This window comes from Kribbella sp. NPDC058245, assembly GCF_042882005.1.
Classification (GTDB): Bacteria; Actinomycetota; Actinomycetes; order Propionibacteriales; family Kribbellaceae; genus Kribbella.
In genome coordinates, this window is sequence record NZ_JBHVWY010000004.1 from 132,881 (window position 1) to 157,212 (window position 24,332).

General features: G+C 67.8%; 26 protein-coding genes. 11 read left to right on the plus strand and 15 right to left on the minus strand.

What is annotated here, in order from left to right:
• Positions 1-459: 459 nt before the first annotated feature.
• From ACFVWG_RS09920 to ACFVWG_RS09940, 5 genes are all read left to right on the plus strand, one after another.
• The gene (locus ACFVWG_RS09920) at positions 460-1,095 is read left to right on the plus strand and encodes a nucleotidyltransferase domain-containing protein (protein WP_391543264.1); all 636 of its coding nucleotides are present in this window, start codon (positions 460-462) and stop codon (positions 1,093-1,095) included.
• 128 nt (positions 1,096-1,223) lie between these two features.
• Positions 1,224-2,213, plus strand: coding sequence for an ATP-binding protein (locus tag ACFVWG_RS09925; protein ID WP_391542812.1), 990 nt, complete (start codon positions 1,224-1,226; stop codon positions 2,211-2,213).
• On the plus strand, positions 2,206-3,987 hold the full coding sequence (locus ACFVWG_RS09930; RefSeq protein WP_391542813.1) for a hypothetical protein: 1,782 nt from the start codon (positions 2,206-2,208) through the stop codon (positions 3,985-3,987). Before ACFVWG_RS09925 ends, ACFVWG_RS09930 begins: the two co-directional genes overlap by 8 nt.
• Before the next feature lie 9 nt (positions 3,988-3,996).
• Complete coding sequence (locus tag ACFVWG_RS09935) at positions 3,997-4,611, plus strand: chloramphenicol phosphotransferase CPT family protein (protein WP_391542814.1); 615 nt, start codon at positions 3,997-3,999, stop codon at positions 4,609-4,611.
• A 9-nt stretch (positions 4,612-4,620) separates the two neighbouring features.
• On the plus strand, positions 4,621-5,184 hold the full coding sequence (locus ACFVWG_RS09940) for a kinase (RefSeq protein ID WP_391542815.1): 564 nt from the start codon (positions 4,621-4,623) through the stop codon (positions 5,182-5,184).
• A gap of 350 nt (positions 5,185-5,534) precedes the next feature.
• Here ACFVWG_RS09940 and ACFVWG_RS09945 read toward each other — a convergent pair whose 3' ends face one another.
• Positions 5,535-6,818 carry an MFS transporter gene (locus tag ACFVWG_RS09945; protein ID WP_391542816.1) on the minus strand — a complete coding sequence of 428 codons (1,284 nt, stop codon included), beginning with the start codon at positions 6,816-6,818 and terminating at the stop codon, positions 5,535-5,537.
• 64 nt (positions 6,819-6,882) lie between these two features.
• Complete coding sequence (locus ACFVWG_RS09950; RefSeq protein ID WP_391542817.1) at positions 6,883-8,106, minus strand: MFS transporter; 1,224 nt, start codon at positions 8,104-8,106, stop codon at positions 6,883-6,885.
• A 395-nt stretch (positions 8,107-8,501) separates the two neighbouring features.
• On the opposite strand from ACFVWG_RS09950, the gene ACFVWG_RS09955 reads away from it, so the two are divergent.
• Complete coding sequence (locus tag ACFVWG_RS09955; protein WP_391542818.1) at positions 8,502-10,166, plus strand: ABC transporter ATP-binding protein; 1,665 nt, start codon at positions 8,502-8,504, stop codon at positions 10,164-10,166.
• On the plus strand, positions 10,163-12,037 hold the full coding sequence (locus ACFVWG_RS09960; RefSeq protein ID WP_391542819.1) for an ABC transporter ATP-binding protein: 1,875 nt from the start codon (positions 10,163-10,165) through the stop codon (positions 12,035-12,037). Before ACFVWG_RS09955 ends, ACFVWG_RS09960 begins: the two co-directional genes overlap by 4 nt.
• Before the next feature lie 58 nt (positions 12,038-12,095).
• Here the strand turns inward: ACFVWG_RS09960 and ACFVWG_RS09965 are convergent, their stop codons facing one another.
• Positions 12,096-12,917, minus strand: a complete 822-nt coding sequence (locus tag ACFVWG_RS09965) for an SDR family NAD(P)-dependent oxidoreductase (protein WP_391542820.1) — start codon at positions 12,915-12,917, stop codon at positions 12,096-12,098.
• A complete protein-coding gene (locus ACFVWG_RS09970) occupies positions 12,914-13,744 on the minus strand; it encodes an SDR family NAD(P)-dependent oxidoreductase (protein ID WP_391542822.1) in 831 nt (276 codons plus the stop codon). The genes ACFVWG_RS09965 and ACFVWG_RS09970 overlap by 4 nt, the downstream gene beginning before the upstream one ends.
• A 112-nt stretch (positions 13,745-13,856) precedes the next feature.
• On the opposite strand from ACFVWG_RS09970, the gene ACFVWG_RS09975 reads away from it, so the two are divergent.
• Positions 13,857-14,393: a PadR family transcriptional regulator gene (locus tag ACFVWG_RS09975; protein WP_391542823.1), complete on the plus strand. Its 537-nt coding sequence runs from the start codon at positions 13,857-13,859 to the stop codon at positions 14,391-14,393.
• Here ACFVWG_RS09975 and ACFVWG_RS09980 read toward each other — a convergent pair.
• Complete coding sequence (locus tag ACFVWG_RS09980; RefSeq protein WP_391542824.1) at positions 14,390-14,755, minus strand: hypothetical protein; 366 nt, start codon at positions 14,753-14,755, stop codon at positions 14,390-14,392. The two genes, ACFVWG_RS09975 and ACFVWG_RS09980, sit on opposite strands and share 4 nt — an antisense overlap.
• Before the next feature lie 69 nt (positions 14,756-14,824).
• On the opposite strand from ACFVWG_RS09980, the gene ACFVWG_RS09985 reads away from it, so the two are divergent.
• Positions 14,825-15,262, plus strand: a complete 438-nt coding sequence (locus ACFVWG_RS09985) for a hypothetical protein (protein WP_391542825.1) — start codon at positions 14,825-14,827, stop codon at positions 15,260-15,262.
• A gap of 77 nt (positions 15,263-15,339) precedes the next feature.
• Positions 15,340-16,491, plus strand: a complete 1,152-nt coding sequence (locus ACFVWG_RS09990; RefSeq protein WP_391542826.1) for an AAA family ATPase — start codon at positions 15,340-15,342, stop codon at positions 16,489-16,491.
• Between the two features lie 16 nt (positions 16,492-16,507).
• Here ACFVWG_RS09990 and ACFVWG_RS09995 read toward each other — a convergent pair whose 3' ends face one another.
• From ACFVWG_RS09995 to ACFVWG_RS10025, 7 genes are all read right to left on the minus strand, one after another.
• A complete protein-coding gene (locus ACFVWG_RS09995) occupies positions 16,508-17,080 on the minus strand; it encodes a dihydrofolate reductase family protein (protein ID WP_391542827.1) in 573 nt (190 codons plus the stop codon).
• Between the two features lie 96 nt (positions 17,081-17,176).
• The gene (locus tag ACFVWG_RS10000) at positions 17,177-18,010 is read right to left on the minus strand and encodes a hypothetical protein (RefSeq protein WP_391542828.1); all 834 of its coding nucleotides are present in this window, start codon (positions 18,008-18,010) and stop codon (positions 17,177-17,179) included.
• 1 nt (position 18,011) lies between these two features.
• Positions 18,012-18,740, minus strand: a complete 729-nt coding sequence (locus tag ACFVWG_RS10005; protein ID WP_391542829.1) for a CDP-alcohol phosphatidyltransferase family protein — start codon at positions 18,738-18,740, stop codon at positions 18,012-18,014.
• Positions 18,741-18,925: 185 nt separating this feature from the next.
• Positions 18,926-19,363 carry a nitroreductase family deazaflavin-dependent oxidoreductase gene (locus ACFVWG_RS10010; RefSeq protein ID WP_391542830.1) on the minus strand — a complete coding sequence of 146 codons (438 nt, stop codon included), beginning with the start codon at positions 19,361-19,363 and terminating at the stop codon, positions 18,926-18,928.
• 50 nt (positions 19,364-19,413) lie between these two features.
• Positions 19,414-19,845, minus strand: coding sequence for a hypothetical protein (locus tag ACFVWG_RS10015; RefSeq protein ID WP_391543265.1), 432 nt, complete (start codon positions 19,843-19,845; stop codon positions 19,414-19,416).
• 25 nt (positions 19,846-19,870) lie between these two features.
• A complete protein-coding gene (locus ACFVWG_RS10020; RefSeq protein ID WP_391542831.1) occupies positions 19,871-20,959 on the minus strand; it encodes a PP2C family protein-serine/threonine phosphatase in 1,089 nt (362 codons plus the stop codon).
• A gap of 73 nt (positions 20,960-21,032) precedes the next feature.
• Positions 21,033-21,857, minus strand: a complete 825-nt coding sequence (locus ACFVWG_RS10025; protein WP_391542833.1) for an Fpg/Nei family DNA glycosylase — start codon at positions 21,855-21,857, stop codon at positions 21,033-21,035.
• A 10-nt stretch (positions 21,858-21,867) separates the two neighbouring features.
• On the opposite strand from ACFVWG_RS10025, the gene ACFVWG_RS10030 reads away from it, so the two are divergent.
• Complete coding sequence (locus ACFVWG_RS10030) at positions 21,868-22,071, plus strand: hypothetical protein (protein ID WP_391542835.1); 204 nt, start codon at positions 21,868-21,870, stop codon at positions 22,069-22,071.
• Here ACFVWG_RS10030 and ACFVWG_RS10035 read toward each other — a convergent pair.
• From ACFVWG_RS10035 to ACFVWG_RS10045, 3 genes are all read right to left on the minus strand, one after another.
• Entirely contained in the window at positions 22,035-22,502 is a 468-nt protein-coding gene (locus ACFVWG_RS10035; RefSeq protein ID WP_391542836.1) for a ribose-5-phosphate isomerase, read from the minus strand. The two genes, ACFVWG_RS10030 and ACFVWG_RS10035, sit on opposite strands and share 37 nt — an antisense overlap.
• A 10-nt stretch (positions 22,503-22,512) precedes the next feature.
• Positions 22,513-23,562, minus strand: coding sequence for a hypothetical protein (locus ACFVWG_RS10040; RefSeq protein ID WP_391542837.1), 1,050 nt, complete (start codon positions 23,560-23,562; stop codon positions 22,513-22,515).
• Between the two features lie 101 nt (positions 23,563-23,663).
• Positions 23,664-24,260 (minus strand): DsbA family protein, encoded by a 597-nt coding sequence (locus tag ACFVWG_RS10045; RefSeq protein ID WP_391542838.1) that lies wholly within the window; start codon positions 24,258-24,260, stop codon positions 23,664-23,666.
• Between the last annotated feature and the right edge of the window lie 72 nt (positions 24,261-24,332).

The window sequence follows — 24,332 nt, forward strand, 5'->3', positions numbered from 1 at the left end:
TGCACAAAGTCGGGGCCCTGCACCGCTTCGCTCGGCTGCCGTGGCTGAGGTCGCGCCCGGCTGCCTGGGCTGGGGACCTTGAGCACGGCTCAACCATCCCGGCGGACCAAACGTGGTTGATGGGCGCACAAGGTCGAGGCCCTGCACCACCTTGAGCACAGCTCAACCACCCCGACCACCCAAACGCGGTTGACGGGTGCACAAAGTCGGGGCCCTGCACCGCTTCGCTCGGCTGCCGTGGCTGAGGTCGCGCCCGGCTGCCTGGGCTGGGGACCTTGAGCACGGCTCAACCACTCCGACCGACCAAACGCGGTTGACGGGTACACAAAGCCGAAGCCCTGCACCACCTTGAGCACAGCTCAACCACCCCGACCACCCAAACGCGGTTGACGGGTGCACAAAGTCGGGACGGCGTACGGGGTGGGGGTTGAGGGAGCGCGGGAGACTGTGGGGGTGGAGATGCGGCTGCAGAGTTCGGGTGAGGTGGCGGAGGCGGCTTACTGGGCTCGGTTGTACGGGCGGTGGGAGTCGATGGACCTGGCCGGGGTGGTGGGGTTCATGCGGGGGTTCGAGCGGCCTTGGTGGGTGGTCGGCGGGTGGGCGATCGACGCGTTCACCGGGCTGCGGCGCGAGCACTCCGATGTGGACGTGTCGATCTTCGCGTCCGACGTACCGGCGCTTCGGGAGCATGTGGGTGAGCGGTGGCACCTGTGGAGTCTGGCTGGAGGTGACATGCGGCCGCTGACGGACAAGCACCCGGAGGTGTTCGGTCCGGACAGTCAGGTGTGGGTGCGGGAGCACGGGGATGCGCCGTGGGTGATCGACCTGCCACTGACGCCGGACCGCGACGGGCTGTGGACCAACAAGTACTTCCCCGAGCACACCGGCCGCCTCGACGAGGTGACGTGGGTGGCCGACGACGGCGTTCGCTATCTCAACCCCGAGATCGTGCTGCTCTTCAAAGCACGCCTCCACCGCACCAAGGACCAGCACGACCTCGAGCGCACCTGGCCCCTGCTCTCAGACGCCAGCCAGGACTGGCTCCGCAAGTCAGTACGGCGCCACTACCCGGACTGCCCGTGGAAATTCGTGTGACAGGGATGGGCGTTGCGAGGACCCTGGGGAGTCGGGGGACTTGACGAGAGGGATGGATGCAGGCGGGAATTTCGGTTTCGGCGGGTGAGCTGCCGGAGGTTTTGCTGCATGTGGCTGTGGTGCGGCCGGTGTTTTTGTGGGGGGCTCCCGGGATCGGGAAGAGCAGTCTGGTCAAGGCGTTCGCGGATTCGCTGGGGCTGGAGTGCGTGACACTGCTGGGGACACAGCTCGCGCCTGAGGACCTGATCGGCGTACCGCAGATCGTGGACGGGCGGAGCCGGTTCGCGCCGCCGGTGGCGATTGCGCGGGATGAGCCGTACTGCCTGTTCCTGGACGAGCTGAACGCGTCGTCGGCCGAGGTGCAGAAGGCGTTCTACTCACTCATCCTGGATCGGCGGATCGGTGAGTACGAGCTGCCGGAGGGCTCAGTGGTGATCGGAGCCGGCAACCGGGCCACGGACAACGCTCTGGCGCGGCCGATGGCCAGTGCGCTGATCAACCGGCTGGTGCACGTCCACCTGCGCGCTTCGGCGAGCGACTGGCTGCAGTGGGCCGGTACGGCGGGGATTCACCCGCTGGTACTCGACTATCTGCGCAACCGGCCGGACCACCTCTGGACTGCACCGCCTAAGACCGAGGAGCCGTTCTCGACGCCGCGGAGCTGGCACATGCTGTCGGACGCCCTGCACTCGTACGGCGATGGTGTCACCGACGAGACGCTCCGAGTGCTTGCCTTCGGCACCTTGTCGGCCGCGCACGCGTCGGCCTTCCGCGCGTTCGTGAAGACGGTGCGGAACGCGTTCGGCCTGGAGGCGGTGCTGAAGGGCGAGACCGGCTGGCCGTCCGCTCCTGAAGACCGCGACCTGCTGTACTTCCTGGCCGAGACCTTCCGCGCCCGGCTGGTCAAGGAACTGCCGGCCGACAAGAACTCCGGCAGCCCGGCCGCGCGTCAGCTCGCGCACCGCGGCAAAGCGCTGCTGGTGGAGCTGGCCGAGATCTCCCTCGAGGTCGCCCAGCTGGTGATCGCCTCCGACGACGACGGCCAGCCGGTGCTGCCGACCTGGTTCCTGGTCGAGGTCAGCCGCGACCTGCCTCGGCTGGTCGCCGCCCGTGCCTGACCGCCGCAAGACCCGCAAAGACCCAGCCCGGGAAGCCGTCCTGGCCGGTTGGGACGTCGTACGGCGGCATCCGCTCTTCGCGCCGATGGTGGGCTACGAGCCGCCCAGCAAGGACGACACCTGCCCACGCGACGGCTGGGCCCGGATCGACTCGAACGGCAAGATCCTGGTCCACCCGAGCCGCCGAGCCACTCCGGAAGAGTGGACCTGGGTTTTCGCGCACCTGCTGATCCACCTCGGCCTGGGGCATCTGGACCGCGACCGGCCGACGCCTGACCAGGCTGCGAACGCGGCGTGCGACGCAGCCGTCAACCACTTCCTGTCCTCGCTCAAGCTGGGCCGTGCGGTGGTCGAGCTCCCGGTCGAGTATCCGAGCGCCGACGAAGACGCGCTGGCTCGGGTATGGCGGCGTACCGCCGTTCCCGACGAGTACGCCGCTCTGGGTGTCGCGGGCGGGCACTCCGACGTACTGATTGTGCGGTGGACTGGTTGGGGCAAGCCACCGAACTGGAGCGATCTGTTCGCCGCCGGACTCTCCGATGCGGCCGGGGCCGCAGTGGATGTCGCTGGTGGAGCGCGGTCGTCGCTGAGTGGTCGGGGTGCGGTCCGGAACGAGTGGGATCTCGCACTGGGCTGGTTCGTCTCGTCGTACCCGCTGCTGGGCGCCATAGCGTCCACCATGACCGTGGTGGCCGAGGCTGAACTCGCTCGCGGGTGGGACATCCAGGTGGCGGCCGTGAACGCCGCAGTGGGCGAGATCTACGTCAACCCGCTCTGCGGCCTGACGCAGAACGAGTGGCGCTTCGTCATGGCGCACGAGATGCTCCACGCCGCACTCCGGCACGGCGAGCGCGTCGGCGGTCGCGATCCGTACCTGTGGAACGTCGCAGCCGACCTGGTCATCAACGGCTGGCTCTTGGAGATGGGCGTCGGCACCATGCCCGACGGTGCCCTCCATGACCCAGTCCTGAAAGGCATGTCGGCCGAAGAGGTCTACGACCGGGTCGCGACCGACCTGCGCCGCTACCGCAAGCTCGCGACTCTGCGCGGAACCGGACTGGGCGACGTACTGGGTCATCCCCTCCCCCACGGCGGCGAGGCTGCACGCGCGGCCGGCCTGGACGACATCTACCGCCGCGCTCTGAGCACCGGCCTCGCCTACCACGACTCCTCCCGCGGACTGCTCCCAGCAGGTCTAGTCGAGGAGATCCGCGCTCTCGAGCACCCACCTCTGAGCTGGGACGCTCAACTCGCCCGCTGGTTCGAAGAGCACGTCCCCGCCGCCGAACGCACCCGCACCTACGCCCGTGCCTCCCGCCGCCAGTCCGGTACGCCGGACATCCCGCGCCCCGGCTGGATCCGTCCAGTCGAGCTGGAGCGCCTCCCGACGTACGGGGTCGTGCTGGACACCTCTGGCTCGATGGATCGCGTACTGCTCGGCAAAGCGCTCGGTGCGATCGCGTCGTACTCCCGAGCCCGCGACGTCCCCGCCGCCCGCGTCATCTACTGCGACGCCGCCCCGTACGACGCCGGCTACGTCCCCGTCGACGACATCGCCGGCCGAGTCCAGGTCCGCGGCCGCGGCGGCACCCGCCTCCAGCCCGGCGTCGACCTGCTCGAACGAGCCGACGACTTCCCCAGCACCGGCCCCATCCTCCTCATCACCGACGGCCAGTGCGACGTAGTCCGCCTCCGCCGCCCCCACGCCTACCTCCTCCCCCGAGGCGCCACCCTCCCCTTCACCCCCCGCGGCCCCGTCTTCCGCGTCGAATAGGGTCGGCGAGTGGAAGCTGGGAGCGTCGTGATCCTGAACGGTCCACCGCGTGCCGGGAAGTCGAGCATCGCGCGCGCCGTACAGGAGACGTTTGACGGCGTGTGGATGAGCCTGGGTGTCGACAGCTATCAGCAGCTGACGCCGGAGCGGTTGCGGCCGGGCATCGGGCTTCGGCCGGGTGGTGAGCGACCGGACCTCGAGCCGCTGGTCGTGACTTGGTACGCCGCCCTGTACGACGCGATCGCCGCCCACAGCCGGCTCGGGCTCAACGTGGTGGTCGACGCGGTGCACCACGACTCCTACTCGGCTCCGCTCGGGATTCTGCCCGCCTGTGCTCGCCGGCTCGCTGGGCTGCCGGTGTGGTTCGTGGGTGTGCACTGCCCGGTTGACGTCGTACTGGAGCGGCGTCGAGCGACCTGGGGCGGCGTCGGCTACAACGAGGGCGGGACTGTCGCTGATCCGGTTTCCCTGTGGCACAAGGCCGTTCACACGCCTGGTGTGTACGACGTCGAGGTGGACACGTCGGTGCTGAGCGCCGACGAGTGTGCGGGCGTCATCCGGCAGCACCTGGAGAGTGGTCCCACGCCGACGGCGTTCCTGCGGCTGGCGGGCGGACTGGCTTAGGGTCTTCGGGTGACTCGGACTGGGGATGGGACTACTCGGCTTGTCGTGGTGCGGGGCAACTCTGGGTCAGGGAAGAGCAGCACGGCGCAGGAGATACGACGGCGCCTCGGGTACGGCGTCGCCTGGGTTGAGCAGGACTATGTACGACGCACTCTGCTGCGGGAGCACGATCGCTTCGGCCAGCCGAATGTAGGGCTGATCGAGCTGCTCGTGCGGTATGCGCTCGACCATGGCTATCACGTAGTGCTGGAAGGGATTCTGTACAACCGCACGTACGGCGACATGCTCCGGCAGCTGATCGCGGACCACTCCGGCGTGACTGGCGTGTACTACTTCCAACTGCCGTTCGAAGAGACCATCCGCCGGCACTCGACCCGTGAGCTGTCGAAGGTGGTCACGGCCGAGCAGATGCGCGACTGGTACCGAGAGATCGACCTCCTCGGCGTACCCGGTGAGCAGGTGATCGGAATCGACAGCACTCTGGACCAAACCGTCGACCGCATCCTCACCGACCTCACCTGGACCACCGGCGGCGCAGTCAACGAGCCAATCGCGGACACCCGTCAGCCCTGAGGCTGCTTCCATCACCTAACGTCCGAAAACACGCCGACGACGTGCTGCGGTCGTTCGGACGTTAGGGCAGGAGCGGTCAGATGGCGGAGGGCTGTGGCGTGGGCGGTTTCGCCGACCATGGTGCAGAGGAGAACGCCCATGGTGGACTCAAGACATTCCCGCGGTCTGCCCTGATACTGACTGCTATGGCCATTGAAAGGTGGGGCCGGCGTCCTCGCGAGGACAGCGCGGAGATTGCGGTCGGGCTGGGGTTGTTCGCCGTGTTGGTCGGCGCGATGGGGCTCGGTGCGGGGCTGACCGCTGCGCTGTTCGTGCTGGCAGCGGGAGCGGCGGCGTACGCCTTGCTCGGGCTAGTGGTCTCGGCGGTACGGCGGAGTCTGCGGCGGGGGTTCTGGGACGCCGCCCGGTGGACCTTCGGCTTCGTTGGGAGCTACCTCCCACTCTGACGCTCGGCCGAGAGTGCGCAGTGGTGAGAAGGCGGCGATCAGTACGCCGATGAGCATTCCGGCGCTGGAGAGCAGCAGTGTGGGGCGGAGGCCGACGGTCGTGCCGAGTACGCCGGCCAGGGCGGCGCCTAAGGCCTGGCCGCCGATGACGACGGTGCGCCAGGTGGCAGTGGCTTGGCCTAGGTGGTGCGACGGGATGCGCGCCTGGCGGAGAGTGCGTTGCGGGATGCCGAAGAGGGCCATGCCCAGTCCGGAGACCGCTTGGCCTAGGTAGATGACCGGTGCGAGTCCGGTCGCCAATGCGGCACCAGAGACAACGCTCAGGAACTGCCCAGAGAGATACGCACGGCCAATGCCGACGCGGTTGCACCAGGCGGTCGCGACCAGCGTGCCGACCACAGCTGCGGCGCCTGATGCCGTGACCGCGATCCCGACGTACGCCGGGGACCAGTGCAGCTCACGTACCAGGTACAGCACTACCAGCGGCCCCTGCATGGACCCGAACAGCGACCCGACCGTGGCCGACAGCGTGAGCGGCCCCAGCACGCGATCGGCGAACAGCACGCGCAGACCGGTCGACAGCCGCACCGGCGTCCGCTCCGGTGCCGCAACGCGCTCCGGCTCCCGTATCAGCCACATCGTCACCGCCGACACCACGAACGACAGCGCATCAACCAAGATCGCGAACGGCGCACTCACCGCCTGCACCAGGAACCCAGCCACAGACGGCCCAGTCGTCGTCGCCACGTTGGTGGTGAGCAGCGACGCACTGTTCGCCCGCATGAGTTCCGCACGCGGCACCAGTGCAGGCAGCAACGTCAGAGCCGCGGTATCCGCGAGCAACGACAACACACCAGCCAGTACGGCGACGCCGTACAGCTGGCTCATCTGCAACACCCCCGCAGCCGCAGCAGCCGGAATTGACCCGAGCAGTACGGCGCGCCCGACGTCCGCCGACACCAAGAGCCGTCGCAGCGACACCCGGTCGACCACCAGTCCCGCAGGTAGTCCGAACACCAGATGCGGCAGGACAGTCAGCGCAGACAGCAGTCCCATCTGGAGTGGTGACGCCTGCAGTGTCAGAACCGCGACCAGCGGCAGTGCGACCGTGGTGATCGAGCTACCCGCGGTGGACACCAACTGCCCGAGCCACAGCTTCCGGACCTCACCACGCACCAGCCACGCCATGTCCGGCAACCTCTCACTCCCAGCAACGCAAGGACTACAGCTGTTCGCCCCGAGCGGAGCGTGTTCACTCCACGCGAACTGGCAACTCCCTCATCCCACGAAGCGGTTGCCGACACAGCTGGGTCAGGGACAGCGCAGCCACGGCCGAACACACCGCGAGCGCGACCACAGTCGTCGGGAACGCGTCCGCCACCACTCCGCCGACGAAGGCTCCGATTGGGATCGTGCTGAGGTTGATGGTCCGAGCAGTCGCCTGCACTCGGCCCAGATAGGCCGACGGCGTCAGGTGCTGGCGCAGGGTGATCACGGTGGCGTTCCACACCGGCAGCCAGAGCGACGAAACGAACATCAGCCCGACCACCCAGGCCACAGCGCCACCGAACAGGCTGAGCGGCACCAGCAGCCAGACCGCTCCCTCCAGTCCGGTGAGCAGCAGTGTGCGACCCACTCCGAGCCGACGGACCAACCAACCGGTCGCAGCGACGCCGGCCAGGGCTCCGACCGCGCCCACAGTGAACAGCAACCCGACAGCACCGGCAGACAGGTCGAGGCCGCGGTACAGGTAGACGATCAGCACAGTGCGGTTCGCGTTCATCCCGAGGTTCCGCAGCGCCGCCGAGACAGTCAGCGACCGAAGCACCGGATGTCTCCACACATACGCCAGCCCAGCGCCGACGTCACTCCAGAGGCCAGCACGCCGCTCCCCGACAACCGGAGCCGGCTCTGGTGTGCGAATCAGGCCGACACCCACGAGCGACGCCACAAACGAGAGGGCGTTCACACCGAACCCCACCGCGACCCCGCCGTACTGGAGAAGCAGCCCGCCGACCGAGGGACCACTGAGCCGCGCCAGCGAGTTGGAGAGCTCCAGCCGCACGTTCCCGCGCGCCAGGTCGTCGCCAGTCAGCAGTGACGGCAGGTAGGTCTGGTAGGCAAGGTCGAAGAACAGCGTCGCGATCCCGACCAGCCCGGCCAGCACGTAGAGCAGCGGCATCGACAGCCACCCCACTGCCGCGGAGAGCGTCAGTACGCCGAAGCACCCGATCCGGATCACGTTGGCGACGACGAGCACCGGGCGTCGCCGTACCCGATCCAAGACCGCTCCAGCGACCAGACCCAGCACCGGATAGGTGACACTGCCAACCGCGTTCAGCGCACCGACCTGCGTCGCCGAGGCGCCCAGTACCAGGACCGCCGCGGTCGGTAGAGCCAGTGCTGAGACCTGGTCGCCGAGCAGGCTGACCGACTCGCCGAACCACAGCGAGCGGAAGTCACGGCGGCGCTGCACCCCGCCCAGCCTGCCGCAGGAACACGCCCGGCGTCCGGCAGATTGCAGGAAGTTGCAATCCGAACCAGCGACCTATCGCAGTTCGTAATGACTGTGACGGCGGTCACCGCCTGGCTCCGTTGGTGGCCTATTGCAACCGGCTGTAATTCATCCACGGGGAATGGAATTGACAGGACAAGCGCTTACAGAGTGAGCGATACTGGAAAGTGCGCCGTCTTCCGGTCGCGAACCCACCTGCCTAGTTGATGTTGGGAAGTGCGCCCGTCCAGATGCCCTCCGAGCACACTGTCAAAGCTCCCTCGATCGCAGCCCCTTCTCCCCGAACACCCGAACGCAGCCGCAACCTCTGGCGACTCCGGCCCTATCTGCGGCCCCACCGCTGGCGGCTGATCCTGATGTTCTCGACGGCCATGCTGGGCGTCGGCGTCAGCCTCTCGATCCCCTTGGTCACCCGGTCCATCATCGACGGCCCGGTCACCCGCCACGAGCTGGACCTGCTCGTCCCCCTGGCGTTCCTGGCCCTCGGGCTGAGCCTCGCCGAAGTCATCCTGGTCTGGATCCGCCGGATGGCACAGTCCCGCACCGTCTCCGACCTGGAGGCGTCGCTCCGGCACGACCTGTACGTCCGTCTGCAGTCCCTGCCGATGGAGTTCCACACCCGCTGGCAGAGCGGTCAGCTGCTGTCCCGGGTCACCACCGACCTGTCCACCATCCGGCGGTTCATGGGCTTCGGCCTGCTGTTCCTGGTGATGAACATCCTGCAGTTGGGCGTCGTCACGATCCTGCTGCTGCGGCTCTACTGGCCGCTCGGCATCGTCGTACTGGCGGCCGCCGTACCGATCATCACGCTGTCCATGCGCTTCGAGAAGAAGTACCTGCGCATCTCCCGCAAGGTGCAGGACCAGCAGGGCGACCTGGCGACCCGGATCGAGGAGTCGGCGCTCGGCTTCCGGGTCGTGAAGGCGTTCGGCCGCCGTCAGCACGTACAGCGGCAGTTCGACGACGAGGCGATCAGCCTCTACACCACCGAGGTCGACAAGGTCCGGCTCGCATCCCGGTTCTGGAGCTTCCTCGGCGTGATCCCGAACCTGACCCTCGTGATCGTCCTGCTGCTCGGCGCGCTCGCGGTCGGCCGGGAGGCGATCACCCTCGGCACCCTGGTCGCGTTCATCACGCTGATGCTGTCGCTGGTCTGGCCGGTCACGTCGCTCGGCGGGATCCTCGCGATGGCGCAGGAGGCGATGACCGCGGCGGACCGGATCAGCGAGATCCTCGACACCCACTCGGTGATCACGTCCGGCCCGCTCGAGCTCGAGCGCTCGCGGGGTCACCTGCGGTTCGAGCACGTCGGGTTCCAGTTCTCCGACGACTCCGCGGAGATCCTGCACGACATCAACCTCGACCTCACCCCCGGTACGACGCTCGCTCTCGTCGGGGCCACCGGGTCGGGCAAGACCACGCTCACCGCGCTGGTTCCCCGCCTGTACGACGTGACCGCCGGCCGGATCACCATCGACGGGCACGACATCCGGGACCTCACCCTGAACTCGCTACGGACGGCGGTCGCCTCGGCGTTCGACGACCCGACGCTGTTCTCGATGAGTGTCCGGGAGAACCTCACCCTCGGTCGCCCGGACGCGACGGACGCCGAGCTCCAGGAGGCGCTGCAGGTCGCCCAGGCCGAGTTCGCCAACGACCTCCCGTGGGGTCTGGAGACTCGGGTCGGCGAGCAGGGCATGTCGCTGTCGGGTGGCCAACGCCAGCGGCTCGCACTGGCCCGCGCAGTGCTCGCCCGGCCGGCGATTCTGGTGCTGGACGACACCCTGTCCGCACTGGACGTCCACACCGAGGCTCTGGTCGAGGAGGCGCTCCGCAGAGTGCTGGCCGACACCACCGGCATCGTGGTGGCGCACCGCGCGTCCACAGTGATGCTGGCTGACCAGGTGGCGCTGCTGCAGGGCGGCACGATCACCCATGTCGGTACCCACCAGGAGTTGCTCGCGACAGTACCGGCGTACCGGCATCTGCTCGCGGCAGAGGAAGAGGAGGTGCACGCATGACGGCCACCGAACAGCAGACACCTCCTGCCGAAGAGCAGGACGAGCACGACAAGCCGGAGCAGTCCTGGCGCGGGGTGTACGAGGACGAGGGCAGCAAGGAGTTGTCCAAGGCAACGACCGTGCGGCTGAAGGAAGACTCCCGCAAGCTGCTCGGGGAGCTGCTCCGGCCGTACAAGAAGCTGATCTGGATCCTGGTCGCGATTGTCGTGATCGAGAACGCGGCCCGGCTCGCGGTGCCGTACCTGGTCCACCTCGGCATCGACAACGGCATCCCGCCGATCCTCGCCGGTGACGGCCCGAAGGCACTGATCACCGTGGTGATCGCCGTCCTGGTGAGCGCGTTGCTGCAGGCCTTCACCCGGCAGATCTTCCTGATGCGGTCCGGCCGGCTCGGGCAGACGATCCTGCTCGGTCTGCGCCGGCGGGTGTTCGACCACTTCCAGCGGTTGAGCCCGGCGTTCCACGACAAGTACACGTCCGGCCGGGTGATCTCCCGGCTGACCTCCGACGTCAGCGTGATCGACGAGCTGCTGGCCAACGGGTTCGACGGTCTGGTGACCGCGGTGCTGACCTTGTTCGGTACGGCGATCCTGCTGCTCGTGCTCGACCTCAAGCTCGGTCTGATCGCGCTGCTGTCCTTCCCGGCCCTGCTGTTGCTGACAGCGTGGTTCCGGCGGCGGTCGGCGGTCGTCTACCGGCGCACGCGCGAGGCCGTCGTACTGGTCATCGTGCACTTCGTCGAGTCGATGACCGGCATCCGCGCGGTCCAGGCGTTCCGCCGGGAGCCGCGCAACGAGGAGATCTTCGCCGGGGTCAACGAGCAGTACCGGGAGGCGAACTACGAGTCGTTCCGGCTGAACGCGGTCTTCATGCCGTCGATCAAGGGCGTCGGCAACGTGACCATCGTCGCGATCCTCGCGTACGGCGGTTACCAGGCGTACCACGGTCACGTCACGGTCGGCGTACTGACCGCGTTCCTGCTGTACCTGCGGCAGTTCTTCGAGCCGCTGCAGGACATCTCGCAGTTCTACAACACGTTCCTGTCCGCGAGTGCGGCGCTGGAGAAGCTGTCCGGCGTACTCAACGAGGAGCCGGACGTGCCCGAGCCCCTGCAGCCTGTGAAGCCCGGGGTGGCGCGTGGTCACCTCGAGCTGCGCGGAGTGCAGTTCCAGTACGTCGACGGCGTACCGGTGCTGCCGGGTCTCGACCTGGACGTGCCGGCGGGTCAGACCCTCGCCCTGGTCGGGACAACAGGTGCGGGCAAGACGACCATCGCCAAGCTGGTCTCACGCTTCTACGACCCGACCGGCGGCAGCGTGCTGCTCGACGGCCAGGACCTGCGTGACCTGACCGAGGACGACCTGCGCGAGCGGGTCGTGATGGTGACGCAGGAGAACTTCCTCTTCACCGGCTCGGTCGCCGACAACATCCGCTTCGGCAAGCCGGCCGCCACCATGAACGAGGTGGTCGAGGCCGCCAAGGTGATCGGTGCGCACGACTTCATCAGCGCACTGCCGAACGGCTACGAAACCCAAGTGGAGAAGCGCGGCAGCCGCCTGTCCGCCGGCCAGCGCCAGCTGGTCGCGTTCGCCCGCGCCTTCCTCGCCGACCCCGCCGTACTGATCCTGGACGAGGCCACCTCCAGCCTGGACATCCCCAGCGAACGCCTCATCCAGCGAGCCCTCCGCACCATCCTCGCGGACCGTACGGCGATCGTCATCGCCCACCGCCTCTCCACCGTCGAAACCGCCGACCGTGTCCTCGTCCTCGAACACGGCCGCATCCTCGAAGACGGCGCCCCGGAGATGCTCATTACCACCGGCGGCAACTACGCCGGCCTCCACCAAGCCTGGGAAGACTCCCTGGCCTGACGTCCCGGTCGGCGCGTGGCTCCCCCCACGCGCCGACCCTCGCCATCGGACCGATCCACTAGAGCTGCGTGCCGGTGATCCGGAGACCCGCGAGCTCCTCGGTCGCCACCCACACCCGGCGCGCGAGCTCCTCGTCGTACGAGAGCGGCGACGACCGCACCTTGCTGAACCGGTCGTAGTACCCGGTCGGCGGCTCGTCGCCGGTCGCCAGCCGGATGATCGGCTCGGCGCCCTTCCGCGCCGGCAGCGCGAGCGCAGTGATCGCGGCGACCTGCCAGCGCGGGAACTGCCGCCCGAGGTCCGTCCGGACGACGCCGGGATGGACGGCGACCACGTTCCAGTCGGGGCGCCGGCGCTGCAGCTCGTAGCTGAACAGGAGGTTGGCGAGCTTGCTCCGGCTGTAGGTGAGGAACGGATCGAACGACGCCGGCCCATCGGCCAGCCGCTCCGGATCGATCCGCACGAACCCACCACGCATCGGCGAACGATGCCCCTCCGAGTTCACGTTCACGACCCGCCCACCGGCCGGGATCAGCGGTGCCAGCAACGCCACCGTCGACCATGGCGCCAGATGGTGGACGGCGAGATTGAGCTCCACCCCGTCCGCACTCTCCTGCCGCGTCGGCGTCATCACGCCGGCGTTGTTGACCAGTACGTCGATCTGCCCGGCGTTCGCCACGTGCTCTGCAACCTGTTCGACACCGGCGGTCGTGGCGACGTCCGCCGCGATAACCGTTGCCATTGGCAACCGCTTGCGCAGCGCCCGCACCCGGTCCGGGTCCCGTCCGACCAGGAACAAGCGGTGCCCGCCCTCGGCAAGTCCCTCGGCCACCCGCCGCCCGATCCCCGAGGTGGCCCCCACCACCACAATCGTGCTCATCCGCCGATGCCGTTCAGTCCGACGGCGGTGCTGAGGATGCGCTCGCGGAGGGCGACGGGGAGTTTGGGGAGGAGACCGCCGAGGATGCGCGCCTCGGCAACGGCGTACCGGCGTCTGGGGCGGCGCGCTTCGACCGCCCGGACGATGACCTCGGCGACCTTGTCCACCGGGCCGGGCGTGAAGCGCGCCATCGCCTTCTCGTAGGCGGCCAGATGAGCCTGGTACAAGGCGATCCGCTCGCGATCGGCGTGCTGCATCGCGGCCTCCGCCGCGGCGCCGGCGCGGGCGAAGATCTGGGTCTCGGTCGTCCCGGGCTCGATCATCACCACCGGGATCTTCCACGCCGCGAGCTCCAGGCGGAGTGCGTTCGTCATCGCCTCCAGCCCGGCTTTGCTCGCCGACAACGCACCGAGCAACGGCATCGCCACCCGCCCGGTCGACGCACCCACATTCACGATCCGCCCCGATCCCGCGCGAACCAAGGGCAGGAACTCGCGGATCACCGAAGCCGGACCCAGGGTGTTGACCTCCAGTTGCCGTCGCCATTCGTCGGCCGGAATCAGTTCGAGTGGGCCCTGCACGATCACGCCGGCGTTGTTGATCACCGCCCACAGCCCGTCGACCTCGCCCGCGACCCGCTTCGCCGCCGCCGCGACGCTCCCGGGATCCGCCACGTCGAGCGGCAGCACCCGCACCTCCGGCCCGAAATCGGCCGGTCCGCGCGCACCGGCGTACACGGTGAAACCCCGTCGTCGCAGCAACCCGACCGTCGCCGTACCGATGCCGCCGGTCGACCCGGTGACAAGAACCGCCCGTACCTCCGCCATATCGACTCCCTCTGAGATGTTCTCAAGGACATGTCCCTAGGGACATATGAAAATGCTGCACCTGTCCACGGGGACATGTCAAGATGGCGTACGACGTCAGCGAGGAGGCGGAATGTCGTTGCGGCACGGGCTGCTCGGGCTGCTCGCCGAAGGCCCGGCGAGCGGGTACGACCTGGCCCGGCGGTTCACCGAGGTCCTCGGTTCGATCTGGCCTGCGCAGCACCCGAAGATCTACGCCGAGCTGAACAAGCTCGCCGCCGAGGGCCTGGTCGAGGTCGAGAGCGAGGGACCCCGGCGACGGAAGGCCTACCGCATCACCGACGCCGGCGTGGCCGAAGTGAAACGCTGGCTGACCGACGTCGACGTCGACCACACCATGCGCCTGCAACCACTGCTACGGTCCCTCTTCTTCTGGATGATGGACACCGACGAACTCCAGCGCCACCTCGAGTCGGAAGCGCGCTACTACCGCCAACTGGCCGACCAGTACCGCGACTACGCCGCCCGCAAGGACCGTGGCGAATTCGGCTACAGCGAACAAACCCAGTCCCTCCGCGTCACCGTCGAAGCCGGCATCCGCCTCTACACAGCCCTCGCCGACTGGGCCGACTGGGCCCAAACCGTCCCCCCGGCCAAACCCAAGCCCTAAGCAGTCCAGTCGAGCTGAGGCTCCGGGATCGCGAGCGAGCGGCCATGGGCCTGCGCTTCTGCTCGCGCGACCTGGTCTCCGCGGGAGTAGCGGAAGATCCGTTGCGGGAAGACGACGAAGATCTCGTGGTCGTTGTGGAAGTCGGCGTACCACCCAGGCTGATCGAGCGCTTCCTGCAGCTCCGCTGCCAGCGCCGCTGCCTGCTGGTCGTCGACCTCGAACTCCAGCAGCGACCAGACCGGCGGTTGGTCCGGGCTCGCGTTGGCGACCTCCAGGCGAGTCAGCTTCCGAACGACCAGCGGCGAGCCGCTGAGGCTGGATCCAACCTTGAGGCTCTCAAGGATGAGCGTGCCGCGATACATCACTGCTCCGTTCGTCAGGTACGTACACGCTAGCGAAAACATGTCCGAAGGCCTCGCTAGCATCCGTGCATGGCAGTGACAGCTTCTGGAGTGTTTCGGCGGACCGCGATCGAGCGGGCGGATCAACGGGTCTCGTGGGAGCGGACCGACCAGGCGTTCTTCGCGAGTGGGGCCTGCCATGTGCTGGCCTGGGTGTGCAGGGACTTCTATCCCGATCAGAAGATCGGGTTGGCGGCGATGTACATGGGCGACTTCGAGCATCCGTTGCACGTGTACGCGCGATGGGACACCTGGGCGTTCGATGCGAACGGGTGGAACCCGGAGTCCGAGCTCCTACAGGCCAACAGCGAGTTCGAGGGTCTCCCCGTCCGCGAGGTGGAGACGATCAGCACCGACCTTCGCGAGTTCTGCGAGAAGCACGTACACCGCCAACCCCACCAGTACTGGGCCGACCCGACCGAACGTGCCCGCGCCTACGTGAACCGCTACGACCCGCCCTGGCTCTAGACGCCTCTCCATAGCCTCCGGTTCGGCGTTGACCTGATGCGCCTCAGCTTGTCGGTGGGGGTCTGTACGTTGGCGGGATGTTGACGACGTTGGCGGTGGAGAACTATCGGTCGCTGCGGCGGCTGGTGATGCCGCTTCGGGGGCTGAACGTGGTGACGGGGGCCAACGGGACTGGGAAGTCGAGTTTGTATCGGGCTTTGCGGTTGCTGGCTGATGCTTCGCGCAACGGCGCGGTGGCGGCGCTGGCGAAGGAGGGTGGACTGGGGTCGACGTTGTGGGCGGGGCCGGAGTTCGTGCGGAAGGACCGGCCGGTGCAGGGGACGGTGCGGGGCGGGCCGGTGACGTTGCGGATGGGGTTCGCGTCGGAGGACTACGGCTATCTGATGGATCTCGGGCCGCCGTTGCCGTCCAGTTCGATGTTCGCGATGGATCCGGAGATCAAGCGGGAGGCGTTGTGGGCCGGGCCGTTCTTGCGACCGGCTTCGTTGCTGGTTGAGCGAGGCAACAGTCAGGTGCGGATCCGGGCCGAGAGCGGCGGGTGGGAGCGCGGCGGTCCGGAGTTGCGGACGTTCGACAGCATGTTGAGTCAGTTCGCGGATCCGCAGCGGGCGCCGGAGTTGTTGCAGGTGCGGGAGCGGATGCGGTCGTGGCGGTTCTACGACCATCTGCGGACCGATGTAGACGCGCCGGCGCGGCAGGCGCAGATCGGGACGCGGACGCCGGTGCTCGGGCCGGAAGGCGCCGACCTGGCGGCGGCGTTGCAGACGATCCTGGAGATCGGGCCGTCCGGTGCGGTCGCGGAGGCGGTGGATCAGGCGTTCCCGGGGAGCAGCGTTGAGATCCATGACAACGCGGGGCGGTTCGAGCTTGCCTTCCGGCAGTACGGGTTGCTGCGGCCACTCCAAGGGGCCGAGCTGTCCGACGGGACGCTCAGATACCTCCTGTGGGTGGCGGCCTTGCTGACTCCTCGACCGCCGGAGTTGCTGGTGCTCAACGAGCCCGAGACCAGCCTGCACCCAGATCTCTTGCCTGCCTTGGCGAATCTGGTCGTCACCGCCGCCAAGGAGACGCAGGTGATCGTGGTGACGCACTCGCGGCCGTTCGTCGCGTCGATCGAGGCGCTGGTCGACGACCTGCACACGATCGAGCTGGTCAAGGACCGCGGTGCGACGACGATCGCCGGGCAGGGTCCGCTCGACGAGCCGCCGTGGAAGTGGCCGTCACGGTGACGGCCACGTCCCCAGTTCAGCGGACGACGTCGTACACGAGCTTCTGGATGCCGTTGGAGTAGGACGCCTGGTCGACGAGCTTGAGGTTCTGCTTGTCCTTGTCGCTCTCACTGAACAGGCGCTTGCCGGCGCCGAGCAGGACCGGGAAGACCAGCAGGCTGTACTGGTCGATCAGGCCGGCGTCGGCGAGGTTGCGGTTCAGGGTCGCGCTGCCGTGGATGCTGATCGGCCCGCCCTCGGTCTCCTTCAGCGCCGCGACGTCGTCCAGCGACCGCAGGATGGTGATGTCGCCCCAGTTCGTGGCCAGGTCGTCATCCTTCAGGCTGGTCGAGACGACGTACTTCGGCATCGCGTTGTACTTCGGGAACTCGGGGATCGTCGGCCAGGCCGCGGAGAACGCCTCGTAGCTGGCCCGGCCCAGCATCATCGCGGTGGACTCGTCCTGCTCGCGCCCCTTGAGCTCGTACGCCGCCTCGTCGAACGGGACGTCCTTGAACGTCCAGCCGGAGTTCCGGTAGCCGGGCTCGCCGCCGGGCGAGTCGACGACGCCATCGAGGGATACGAACGCGGCGGTGATCAGAGTGCGCATCGGAGGTGCTCCTTCAGGTATGTGCTGCTGACATCACTGCGTCGACCAGGCCGCACCCAACACGACAGAACAAAAATGTGACCCCGGTCACACGGTCTACTTCACGGATTCGAAGCGGACCAGGACGACTGAGCCGGCGGCCGACAAGAGGAAGCCAAGCAGGGCGAGGGGCCACCAGCCGGCGCGAACGGCATCAGACAGTACGACGACGCCGACGACGGCCGGGGTGATCGTCTGCAATGCGATCATCGGCGTGGTGGCGAGAGTGACCGAGCCGCGCTGGAGAGCCAGCGAGTAGAGAATGAAGGCCAACGCGCCACTGAGAGGGAGCGTGTACGCCGTCGGGCTCCGAAGGAGTTCACCAAGAGAACCGTCCTGGAGCAGGCGAGCCGAGATCGCGACACCCGCATAGCCGAGACCCGAGAGCATGCCGAGCAGCGCGGTGGAGATGCCGTGCTTCGATCGGCTAGCGAGAGCGCCGAGCACGGCAATGCAGATCAGCCCGACGATCACGCCGATGGTCAGACCGTGGTGCTGGACGTTCGGGCCGGCGTCACCGGCGGACACCGCCAGCAGGCCGAGGCCGACGACGACGCCAAGCACCGCGGCCCATTCCACCGGACTCAAGTGGTCCGACATCAAGCGAGTGGCGAGCAAGGCGGTGACGACGAGGCTGACCGCGATCCCGGCCTGGGCCAGGTAGAGCGGCAGCAGCCGGAGCGCCACGAAGTGCAACCCGAAGCCGGCCAACTGGAGCGCCAGTGCACCGAGGAACGTGGGCTGGCGCAGGAGCGCGACGACGAAGGCACCGAAGCGCCGGGGGTCGAATTCGGACTCGGTCGGCACCTTGCGGGAACCGACGGCCTGCAGGATCGAGGCGATACCGAACAGAACGGCGGCGCCGAGCGCCGCGCCGAGGCCGAGGATCAAGTCAGCCGACCTTGCGGCGCGGCACCCAGAACGTCAGATACAGACTGAGCGTCCCGTAGTACACGAGGTAGGCCAGCGAGATCGCGACCACGATCGCGTTCGGGTTCGGCATCTGGGCCAGCAGGACGGCGTACGACGCCATCCAGATCGCGGTGGTGAGCAGGTTCAGCGAGCGGAACACCTTGGTCCGGGACGGGTAGACGTACTTGACCGGGACGAAGACCAGGATCGAGCAGATGACCAGGATCAGGCCGGTGGTGGTCGGACTGAGGCCGAGGATCACCACGTAGAAGGCGACCACGTTCCAGTAGCTGGGGAAGCCGAGGAAGAAGTGGTCGTCGGTCTTCGCGTCGGTGCGGCAGAACTGGTAGCTCGAGGCGAGCAGCGGCAACGCGGCGAGCACCGCGCCCCAGCCACCGCCGGGCAGGTAGTGCCCGGTCCAGAGCAGCACGATCGGCGCGAACGCGTAGGTCAGGTAGTCGACGATGTTGTCGAGCATCGCGCCGTCGAACCACGGGATCGTCTCCTTGACCCGCAGCCGGCGCGCGAGCATCCCGTCGGTGCCGTCGATGAAGAGTGCGGCCAGCCCCAGCCAGAGGGCCCGGACGGCGTCGCCGTCGATGGCGGCGATGACGATCAGCAGCGCGAGCACGGTTCCGCTCGCGGTATAGGCGTGCAGCGCGAATCCGGCCAGACGCAACCGCGTCGACCCGACGAACGGCTCCCGCACCGCGTCGTGTGTGGTCAGGACGACTCCCAGAACTCAGACAGCCCAGAAACAAGCGCAGCGCGCCGGACCGGGTCGACACGACCCGGCCGTCGCCAGCGTCTCACAGAGCAGGTCCTGACCTTGTCACCGGCTGTGCGCACACGCCGGATCGGTGTGCGCACCCCAGCGGCTGAACAGCGGATGAACTACTTGACCGGCTCGAGCAGGAAGAGCGGGATCTTCCGGTCGGTCTTGGTCTGGTACTCCTCGTACGGCGGGTAGGCGGCGACCGAGCGCACCCACCACTCGTCGTACTCGGCGCCCTCGATCTCGCGCGCCACGTAGTCCGCGGCGACGTCACCGTCGAGCAGGTTCACGTTCGGGTCGGCCTTGAGGTTGTAGTACCAGACCGGGTTCTTCGGGGCGCCGCCGAGCGAGGCGACCGCGGCGTAGACGCCGTCGTGCTCGACCCGCATCACCGGGGTCTTGCGGATCTTGCCGGACTTGGCGCCGGTCATCGTCAGGACGACGACCTTGAGGCCCATGACGTCGGCGACGTCGGTGGTGCCGGCCTCGAGGATCTGGTCCACGTGACCGCGCGCGAAGTCTGAGGTGCTCGGGACGTACTCGTCATTGGTGGTCATGACGGCCATCGTAATGGTGACGCATCAACATCCACAATCACAGTACGGCGTCAAGGGGCGCACGACTGTAACTGCGTGGCCGTGGCGATCGTGGCCTCGATCCAGCGGCGGCGCAGGAAGTGCGCCTTCAGCAGCCGGTGCACGCCGTCCAGCACGACCAGCCGGCCGCGGTACGCGACGAGGTTGATCGGGAAGTCCAGGTCGGCGTCCATCACCCGCTGGTAGTGCGGGCGGTAGTTCATCGGCGTCTCGGCGACCTGGTTCGGGGTGATCTTGAAGCGCTCGCCGTCGAGCTGCCACAGCGGCAGCTCAAACATCCAGACCAGGTCCGCGACCTCGACCGGCTCCACCTTGAGGTCGAGCGCCCACAGCTTCTCCAGCTGCCACCTGGTCGGCGGGAAGACCTCGCGCAGCTCGGCCGGCATCATGGCGATCAGTTCCGCGAACGAGACGTCCGGGGCACTCCGATCAGCAGCATCCATCACGACGTCGCAGGCTACGCCATCCTCACGCCAAGCGATGGATGATGACGATCGCCGAGTCGTCGCCCGGTCCGCCGGCCGCGGCGACCAGCATGGCCGCGCCACCCTGGAATCCCTGTGCCACCAGGCGTTCGGCGTGTCCGGCGAGCCGGTCGGTACCGCGGCCGATGTCGCGGCGCGGCGTCTCGACCATGCCGTCGCTGTAGAGGAACAGCGCGTCGCCCGCCTTCAGCATGCCGTGGTTCGGCGTGAACTCCGGCGCCTCCATCAGCCCGAGCAACGGCCCGTCCGCATCTCGGGTCCCCCATCGTCCCGACCACGCATCGAACTGGATCGCCGGCGGATGCCCGGCGGTCCGTACGCAGAATCCCCCGGTACTCAGGTCGACCGCGACATGGACGACGGTCGCGAAGTCGTCCTCCCAGTCCTGCCGGCGCAGATACCGGTTGGCCGCCGGCAGGAAATCCTCGACCGGTACGACGCCCAGCAGGCCACCGAATGCACCCGACAGCAACAGTGCTCGCGTGCCCGCGTCGACACCCTTGCCCGAGACATCGACCAGCGCGACCTCCAGGACGTTGTCGCGTTCGGTCGACACCACGAAGTCGCCGGAGAACTTCGACTTACCGGCCGACTGGATCGCCACCTCGGCCCGCCACCCGGCCGGCAACGGCGGCAACTCGCCTTGCGCGGTCAGAGTGTCCCGCAGCTCCATCAGCATCGACTCACCACGAGTCCCGGGCACACCGAGCTGGTTGCGCACCTTGGCGCCCGCGATGATGATCCAGCCGATCGCACCGAGCACCAGCACGAAGCCGGTCGTCGGTGCCGGTTGTGCTCGCGAGACCAGCACGAACGAGGCGATCGCCATCGTCAGCAGCGTCAGGACGAGCAGTTGCCGGAAGCCCAGAACCAGACCGGCCAACACCAACGGGATGACAAGCGCCGCGGCCGGCACGTGCTGCGGCCACTCAGCACTGGCCGCCGCGAACAGCACCGTCAGCGACAGCAAGGCGAAGAACGCCAAGGGGTGCAGCCGCCGAGCGCGTCTGACCACCGCGACGACCAAGCGGCCGACTCGTCGTACTACAGCGCGACCGCCACTTCTGATCATGGTGTGAAGAAGATAACGGCACCCCATGGTCCGCGCAGCAAAAATCTTGATAACTGTTCAGATTTACTTGCGTTTACTTGCGGGTGAGGCCGGTGCGCTGGCACTTGGGGCACCAGAAGAGGTTGCGTCCGGCCAGGATCTCGGTCCGGACGACCGACTGGCAGACGAAGCAACGCTGCCCTTGCCGGCGGTAGACGTAGACCTCACCGCCGTGGTCGTCCTTGCGCGGATCGCGGCCCATCGCCTCGGGTGTGTGGTCATCGGCAACAGTGTCGATCCGGCCGGTCTCGACGCCGTACTTCATCAGCTCGAGCAGGTCGTCCCACATGCCTTGCCACTCACGCTTCTTGACCAGGTGGCCCTGCGTCATCGGGTGCAACTTGGCGCGGAAGAGCACCTCGGCCCGATAGACGTTACCGACTCCACTCAGCACGTCCTGCTCCATCAGCAGTCGCCCGATCGGCAGCTTGCTGCGGTGGATCCGCTTCCACGCGAGCTCCGGGTCGGCGTCGTCGCGCAGTGGGTCTGGACCGAGCCGTCCGATCAGCACCTCGCGCTCGCCGTCGGTCAGCACCTCACACACGGTCGCACCGCGCAGATCGGCGTACGACGTCGCGTTCTGAAGCCGCAGGCGGACCTGGCCGACCGGCTGCGGTACCGGCGCCGTACCGAAGCCGACCTTGCCGATCAGACCGAGGTGGATGTGCAGCCAGCCCGCTCCCTCGAAGTCGGCCAGGAAGTGTTTGCCATGGGCCTCTGTCTGCCGCAGCACGTGCCCGTCGAGCAGCGCGGCACCGTCGGCGAACCGGCCCTGCGGACTGGTCGCCCGGACCGGCCGGCCGCCGAACGCGTCCCAGACGTCGTTCGCCAGCCGGTGCAGAGTGTGGCCTTCAGGCATGATTCCTCTTATGGGGATTGCAGGTGGTACGCCGAAGGGCCGGTCCGGACCGGCCACACCGGCCGTGGTGGGCACCGGCCGGTCGATGCGGGCCCGCGACGTCTCCCGGCCCCGGGAGCCGTTCAAACGTCGCGGGGTGCTGCCGCCGGAGGACGCAGTCGATCAGGCGGTAGTGGATCAGGAGACCGGCGGGAGCTCGCCGGTCGACTCGTAGGCGGTCACCATGTCGATCCGGCGGGTGTGCCGCTCCTCGCCGGAGTAGTCGGTGGCCAGGAACGTCTCCACGAACCCGGTCGCCTCATCGGTCGAGTGCATCCGCGCCCCGACGCTGATCACGTTGGCGTTGTTGTGCTCGCGGCCGAGCTTGGCGGTGTCGGTGCTCCAGGCCAGCACGGCCCGGACACCCTTCACCTTGTTCGCCGCGATCTGCTCCCCGTTGCCGGAGCCCCCGATCACGACGCCCAGGCTGCCCGGGTCCGCCACCACTCCGGCACCGGTCGCCAGACAGTACGGCGGGTAGTCGTCCACCGCGTCGTACACGGCGGGACCGTGGTCGACGACGTCATGGCCTGCGGCCGTGAGGTGCTGGACGAGGTGGTTCTTGAGCTCGAAGCCGGCGTGGTCTGAGCCGATGTGCACTCGCATGGTCTGCAATCTACTGATACACCGGAACGCCTGGGAGCTTGGGTGCACCGGACCCGACGTACACGGTGGTCACGTAGCCGCCGTACTTGGGCAGATAGGCCCACCAGTCGCTGGACCGCGGCGGGATCTCGATGAGCTCGCCCTGCTTCTGTCCGCTGACCAGAACCTCCACTCCGGCCGGCAGCATGCCCAGGATCCCGCAGGACGTGTTCGGCGCGGTCCGGACCCGCACACCCTCCCCAGTGGTGGCCAGCCAGCTCCCACTGGTCCGCACCCCACCCGGGACGATCAGTGCCCGGGTCAGCCGGGTCACGTCGGTGTATGCCTTCCCGTACTGCGTCCCACGCGGATGCAGCGTGTAGACGGAGACGATGCACCGGTCGTCCTTCCCGACGGTCCCAGTGGTGTGCAGTGCGTCGCTGACCAGATCGAGGGTGTCCACGGGCTTGGAACGGTCGCTTCCGTAGCCGCTCGAGCCGAAGAATCCGGACCAGCCCTGCTTGATGCTGAAATCAGGATCGAATACCGAAGCGATGCCGAAGTACTGGTCGAAGCCGTCGGTGCCGTACCGCGTCGGCTCGTGCAACAGGTCCATCACCGTGCGCCGGATCGGCAACGGTGCGTGGTCGAGGATGTATCGATAGATCCGGACCGTGTCCGCGGCGGTGATCGCGACGTAGCCCCAGAACCCCGGATGGGTGGCCGGCGGGCCGTCGGTATGCGTCAGGCCGAGCCGGCGCACCATCCGCTCGACGATGGCCGCGCCACCCATGTGGTCCCAGTAGTAACTCGCCGCGTCGTCGTCGCTACTGCGCAGCATCACTTCGAGCCTGGCGCGGTCCGCGGGCTCGACGCTGTACGCCGGTCCGCGGTCCCAGAGCAGGTCGAGAACGATCAGCAGCTTCACCACCGAGGCGGAGCGAAACCGATGATCGGCGTTGGCCTGTTGCACGAACTGCCCGGTCTGGCGGTCGAAGACGGCGATGCCGGCGGTCACACCGGCGGGGACGACCTCGAGCTGTGAGCGCTCGTCGCGTAACGTCATGTGATACCTACTCACCACTTGGAGAATTCCCGTTGGTGAGCAACCTTCACCGGCACGGGGTGCTCAGTTCAAGCCCTGAACCACAGACCGAATCTTTCTGAGGGTGGATTAGACCGTCACTCGAAGATCGGTTCGCGGTCGCGGCTGCGCTTGATTTCGAAGAAGCCGTCGGTCCCGGCGACCAGCCGGACGCCGTCCCACAGCTTGCCGGCCGCCTCACCCTTCGGCGCCGGTGTGACCACCGGTCCGAAGAAGGCAGTGCCCTCGACCGAGATGACCGGCGTACCGACCTCCATACCGACCAGGTCCATGCCGGCGTGGTGCGATTTGCGCAGCGCTTCGTCGTACCGGGCGTCGCCGGCGGCCTCGATCAGCGAGGCCGGCAGACCGACCTCGGCCAGCGCCTCGGGCAGCACCGTGTCGTCGTTGCCGCCGCGGCCCTCGTTGTGGATCCGGCGGCCGAGCGCGGTGTAGAGCGGCAGCAGCACCTCGTTGCCGTGCGCCTGCTCGGCGGCGATCAGCACCCGGACCCGGCCGAGTTTGCGGAGCCAGTTCTCGTCGTGTTCGTCACGTTCTTCGTTCAGGACGGCCAGGCTCATCACGTGCCAGGTCGTCGTCACATCCCGGACCTGCTCGACCTCGAGCATCCAGCGAGACGTCATCCAGGCCCAGGGGCAGGCCGGGTCGAACCAGAAATCGGCGGAGGCAGTCATGTTCTCGATCATACAAAGTTGAAAGAAACGCCGGCGGCAGCAGATACCGGCTTGGTATCCATCGATGGATGT

Excerpts from the sequence above, each read along its gene's own strand:
- ACFVWG_RS10045 (WP_391542838.1), bottom strand. The coding sequence starts at position 24,260 with ATGACTGCCTCCGCCGATTTCTGGTTCGACCCGGCCTGCCCCTGGGCC.
- ACFVWG_RS09955 (WP_391542818.1), top strand. The coding sequence starts at position 8,502 with ATGTTCTCGACGGCCATGCTGGGCGTCGGCGTCAGCCTCTCGATCCCC.
- ACFVWG_RS10025 (WP_391542833.1), bottom strand. The coding sequence starts at position 21,857 with ATGCCTGAAGGCCACACTCTGCACCGGCTGGCGAACGACGTCTGGGAC.
- ACFVWG_RS09975 (WP_391542823.1), top strand. The coding sequence starts at position 13,857 with ATGTCGTTGCGGCACGGGCTGCTCGGGCTGCTCGCCGAAGGCCCGGCG.
- ACFVWG_RS09980 (WP_391542824.1), bottom strand. The coding sequence starts at position 14,755 with ATGTATCGCGGCACGCTCATCCTTGAGAGCCTCAAGGTTGGATCCAGC.
- ACFVWG_RS09990 (WP_391542826.1), top strand. The coding sequence starts at position 15,340 with ATGTTGACGACGTTGGCGGTGGAGAACTATCGGTCGCTGCGGCGGCTG.
- ACFVWG_RS09965 (WP_391542820.1), bottom strand. The coding sequence starts at position 12,917 with ATGAGCACGATTGTGGTGGTGGGGGCCACCTCGGGGATCGGGCGGCGG.
- ACFVWG_RS10035 (WP_391542836.1), bottom strand. The coding sequence starts at position 22,502 with ATGCGAGTGCACATCGGCTCAGACCACGCCGGCTTCGAGCTCAAGAAC.
- ACFVWG_RS09920 (WP_391543264.1), top strand. The coding sequence starts at position 460 with ATGCGGCTGCAGAGTTCGGGTGAGGTGGCGGAGGCGGCTTACTGGGCT.
- ACFVWG_RS09970 (WP_391542822.1), bottom strand. The coding sequence starts at position 13,744 with ATGGCGGAGGTACGGGCGGTTCTTGTCACCGGGTCGACCGGCGGCATC.
- ACFVWG_RS10010 (WP_391542830.1), bottom strand. The coding sequence starts at position 19,363 with ATGACCACCAATGACGAGTACGTCCCGAGCACCTCAGACTTCGCGCGC.
- ACFVWG_RS09985 (WP_391542825.1), top strand. The coding sequence starts at position 14,825 with ATGGCAGTGACAGCTTCTGGAGTGTTTCGGCGGACCGCGATCGAGCGG.
- ACFVWG_RS10020 (WP_391542831.1), bottom strand. The coding sequence starts at position 20,959 with ATGATCAGAAGTGGCGGTCGCGCTGTAGTACGACGAGTCGGCCGCTTG.
- ACFVWG_RS09995 (WP_391542827.1), bottom strand. The coding sequence starts at position 17,080 with ATGCGCACTCTGATCACCGCCGCGTTCGTATCCCTCGATGGCGTCGTC.
- ACFVWG_RS10015 (WP_391543265.1), bottom strand. The coding sequence starts at position 19,845 with ATGGATGCTGCTGATCGGAGTGCCCCGGACGTCTCGTTCGCGGAACTG.
- ACFVWG_RS09960 (WP_391542819.1), top strand. The coding sequence starts at position 10,163 with ATGACGGCCACCGAACAGCAGACACCTCCTGCCGAAGAGCAGGACGAG.
- ACFVWG_RS10030 (WP_391542835.1), top strand. The coding sequence starts at position 21,868 with ATGGGGATTGCAGGTGGTACGCCGAAGGGCCGGTCCGGACCGGCCACA.
- ACFVWG_RS09945 (WP_391542816.1), bottom strand. The coding sequence starts at position 6,818 with ATGGCGTGGCTGGTGCGTGGTGAGGTCCGGAAGCTGTGGCTCGGGCAG.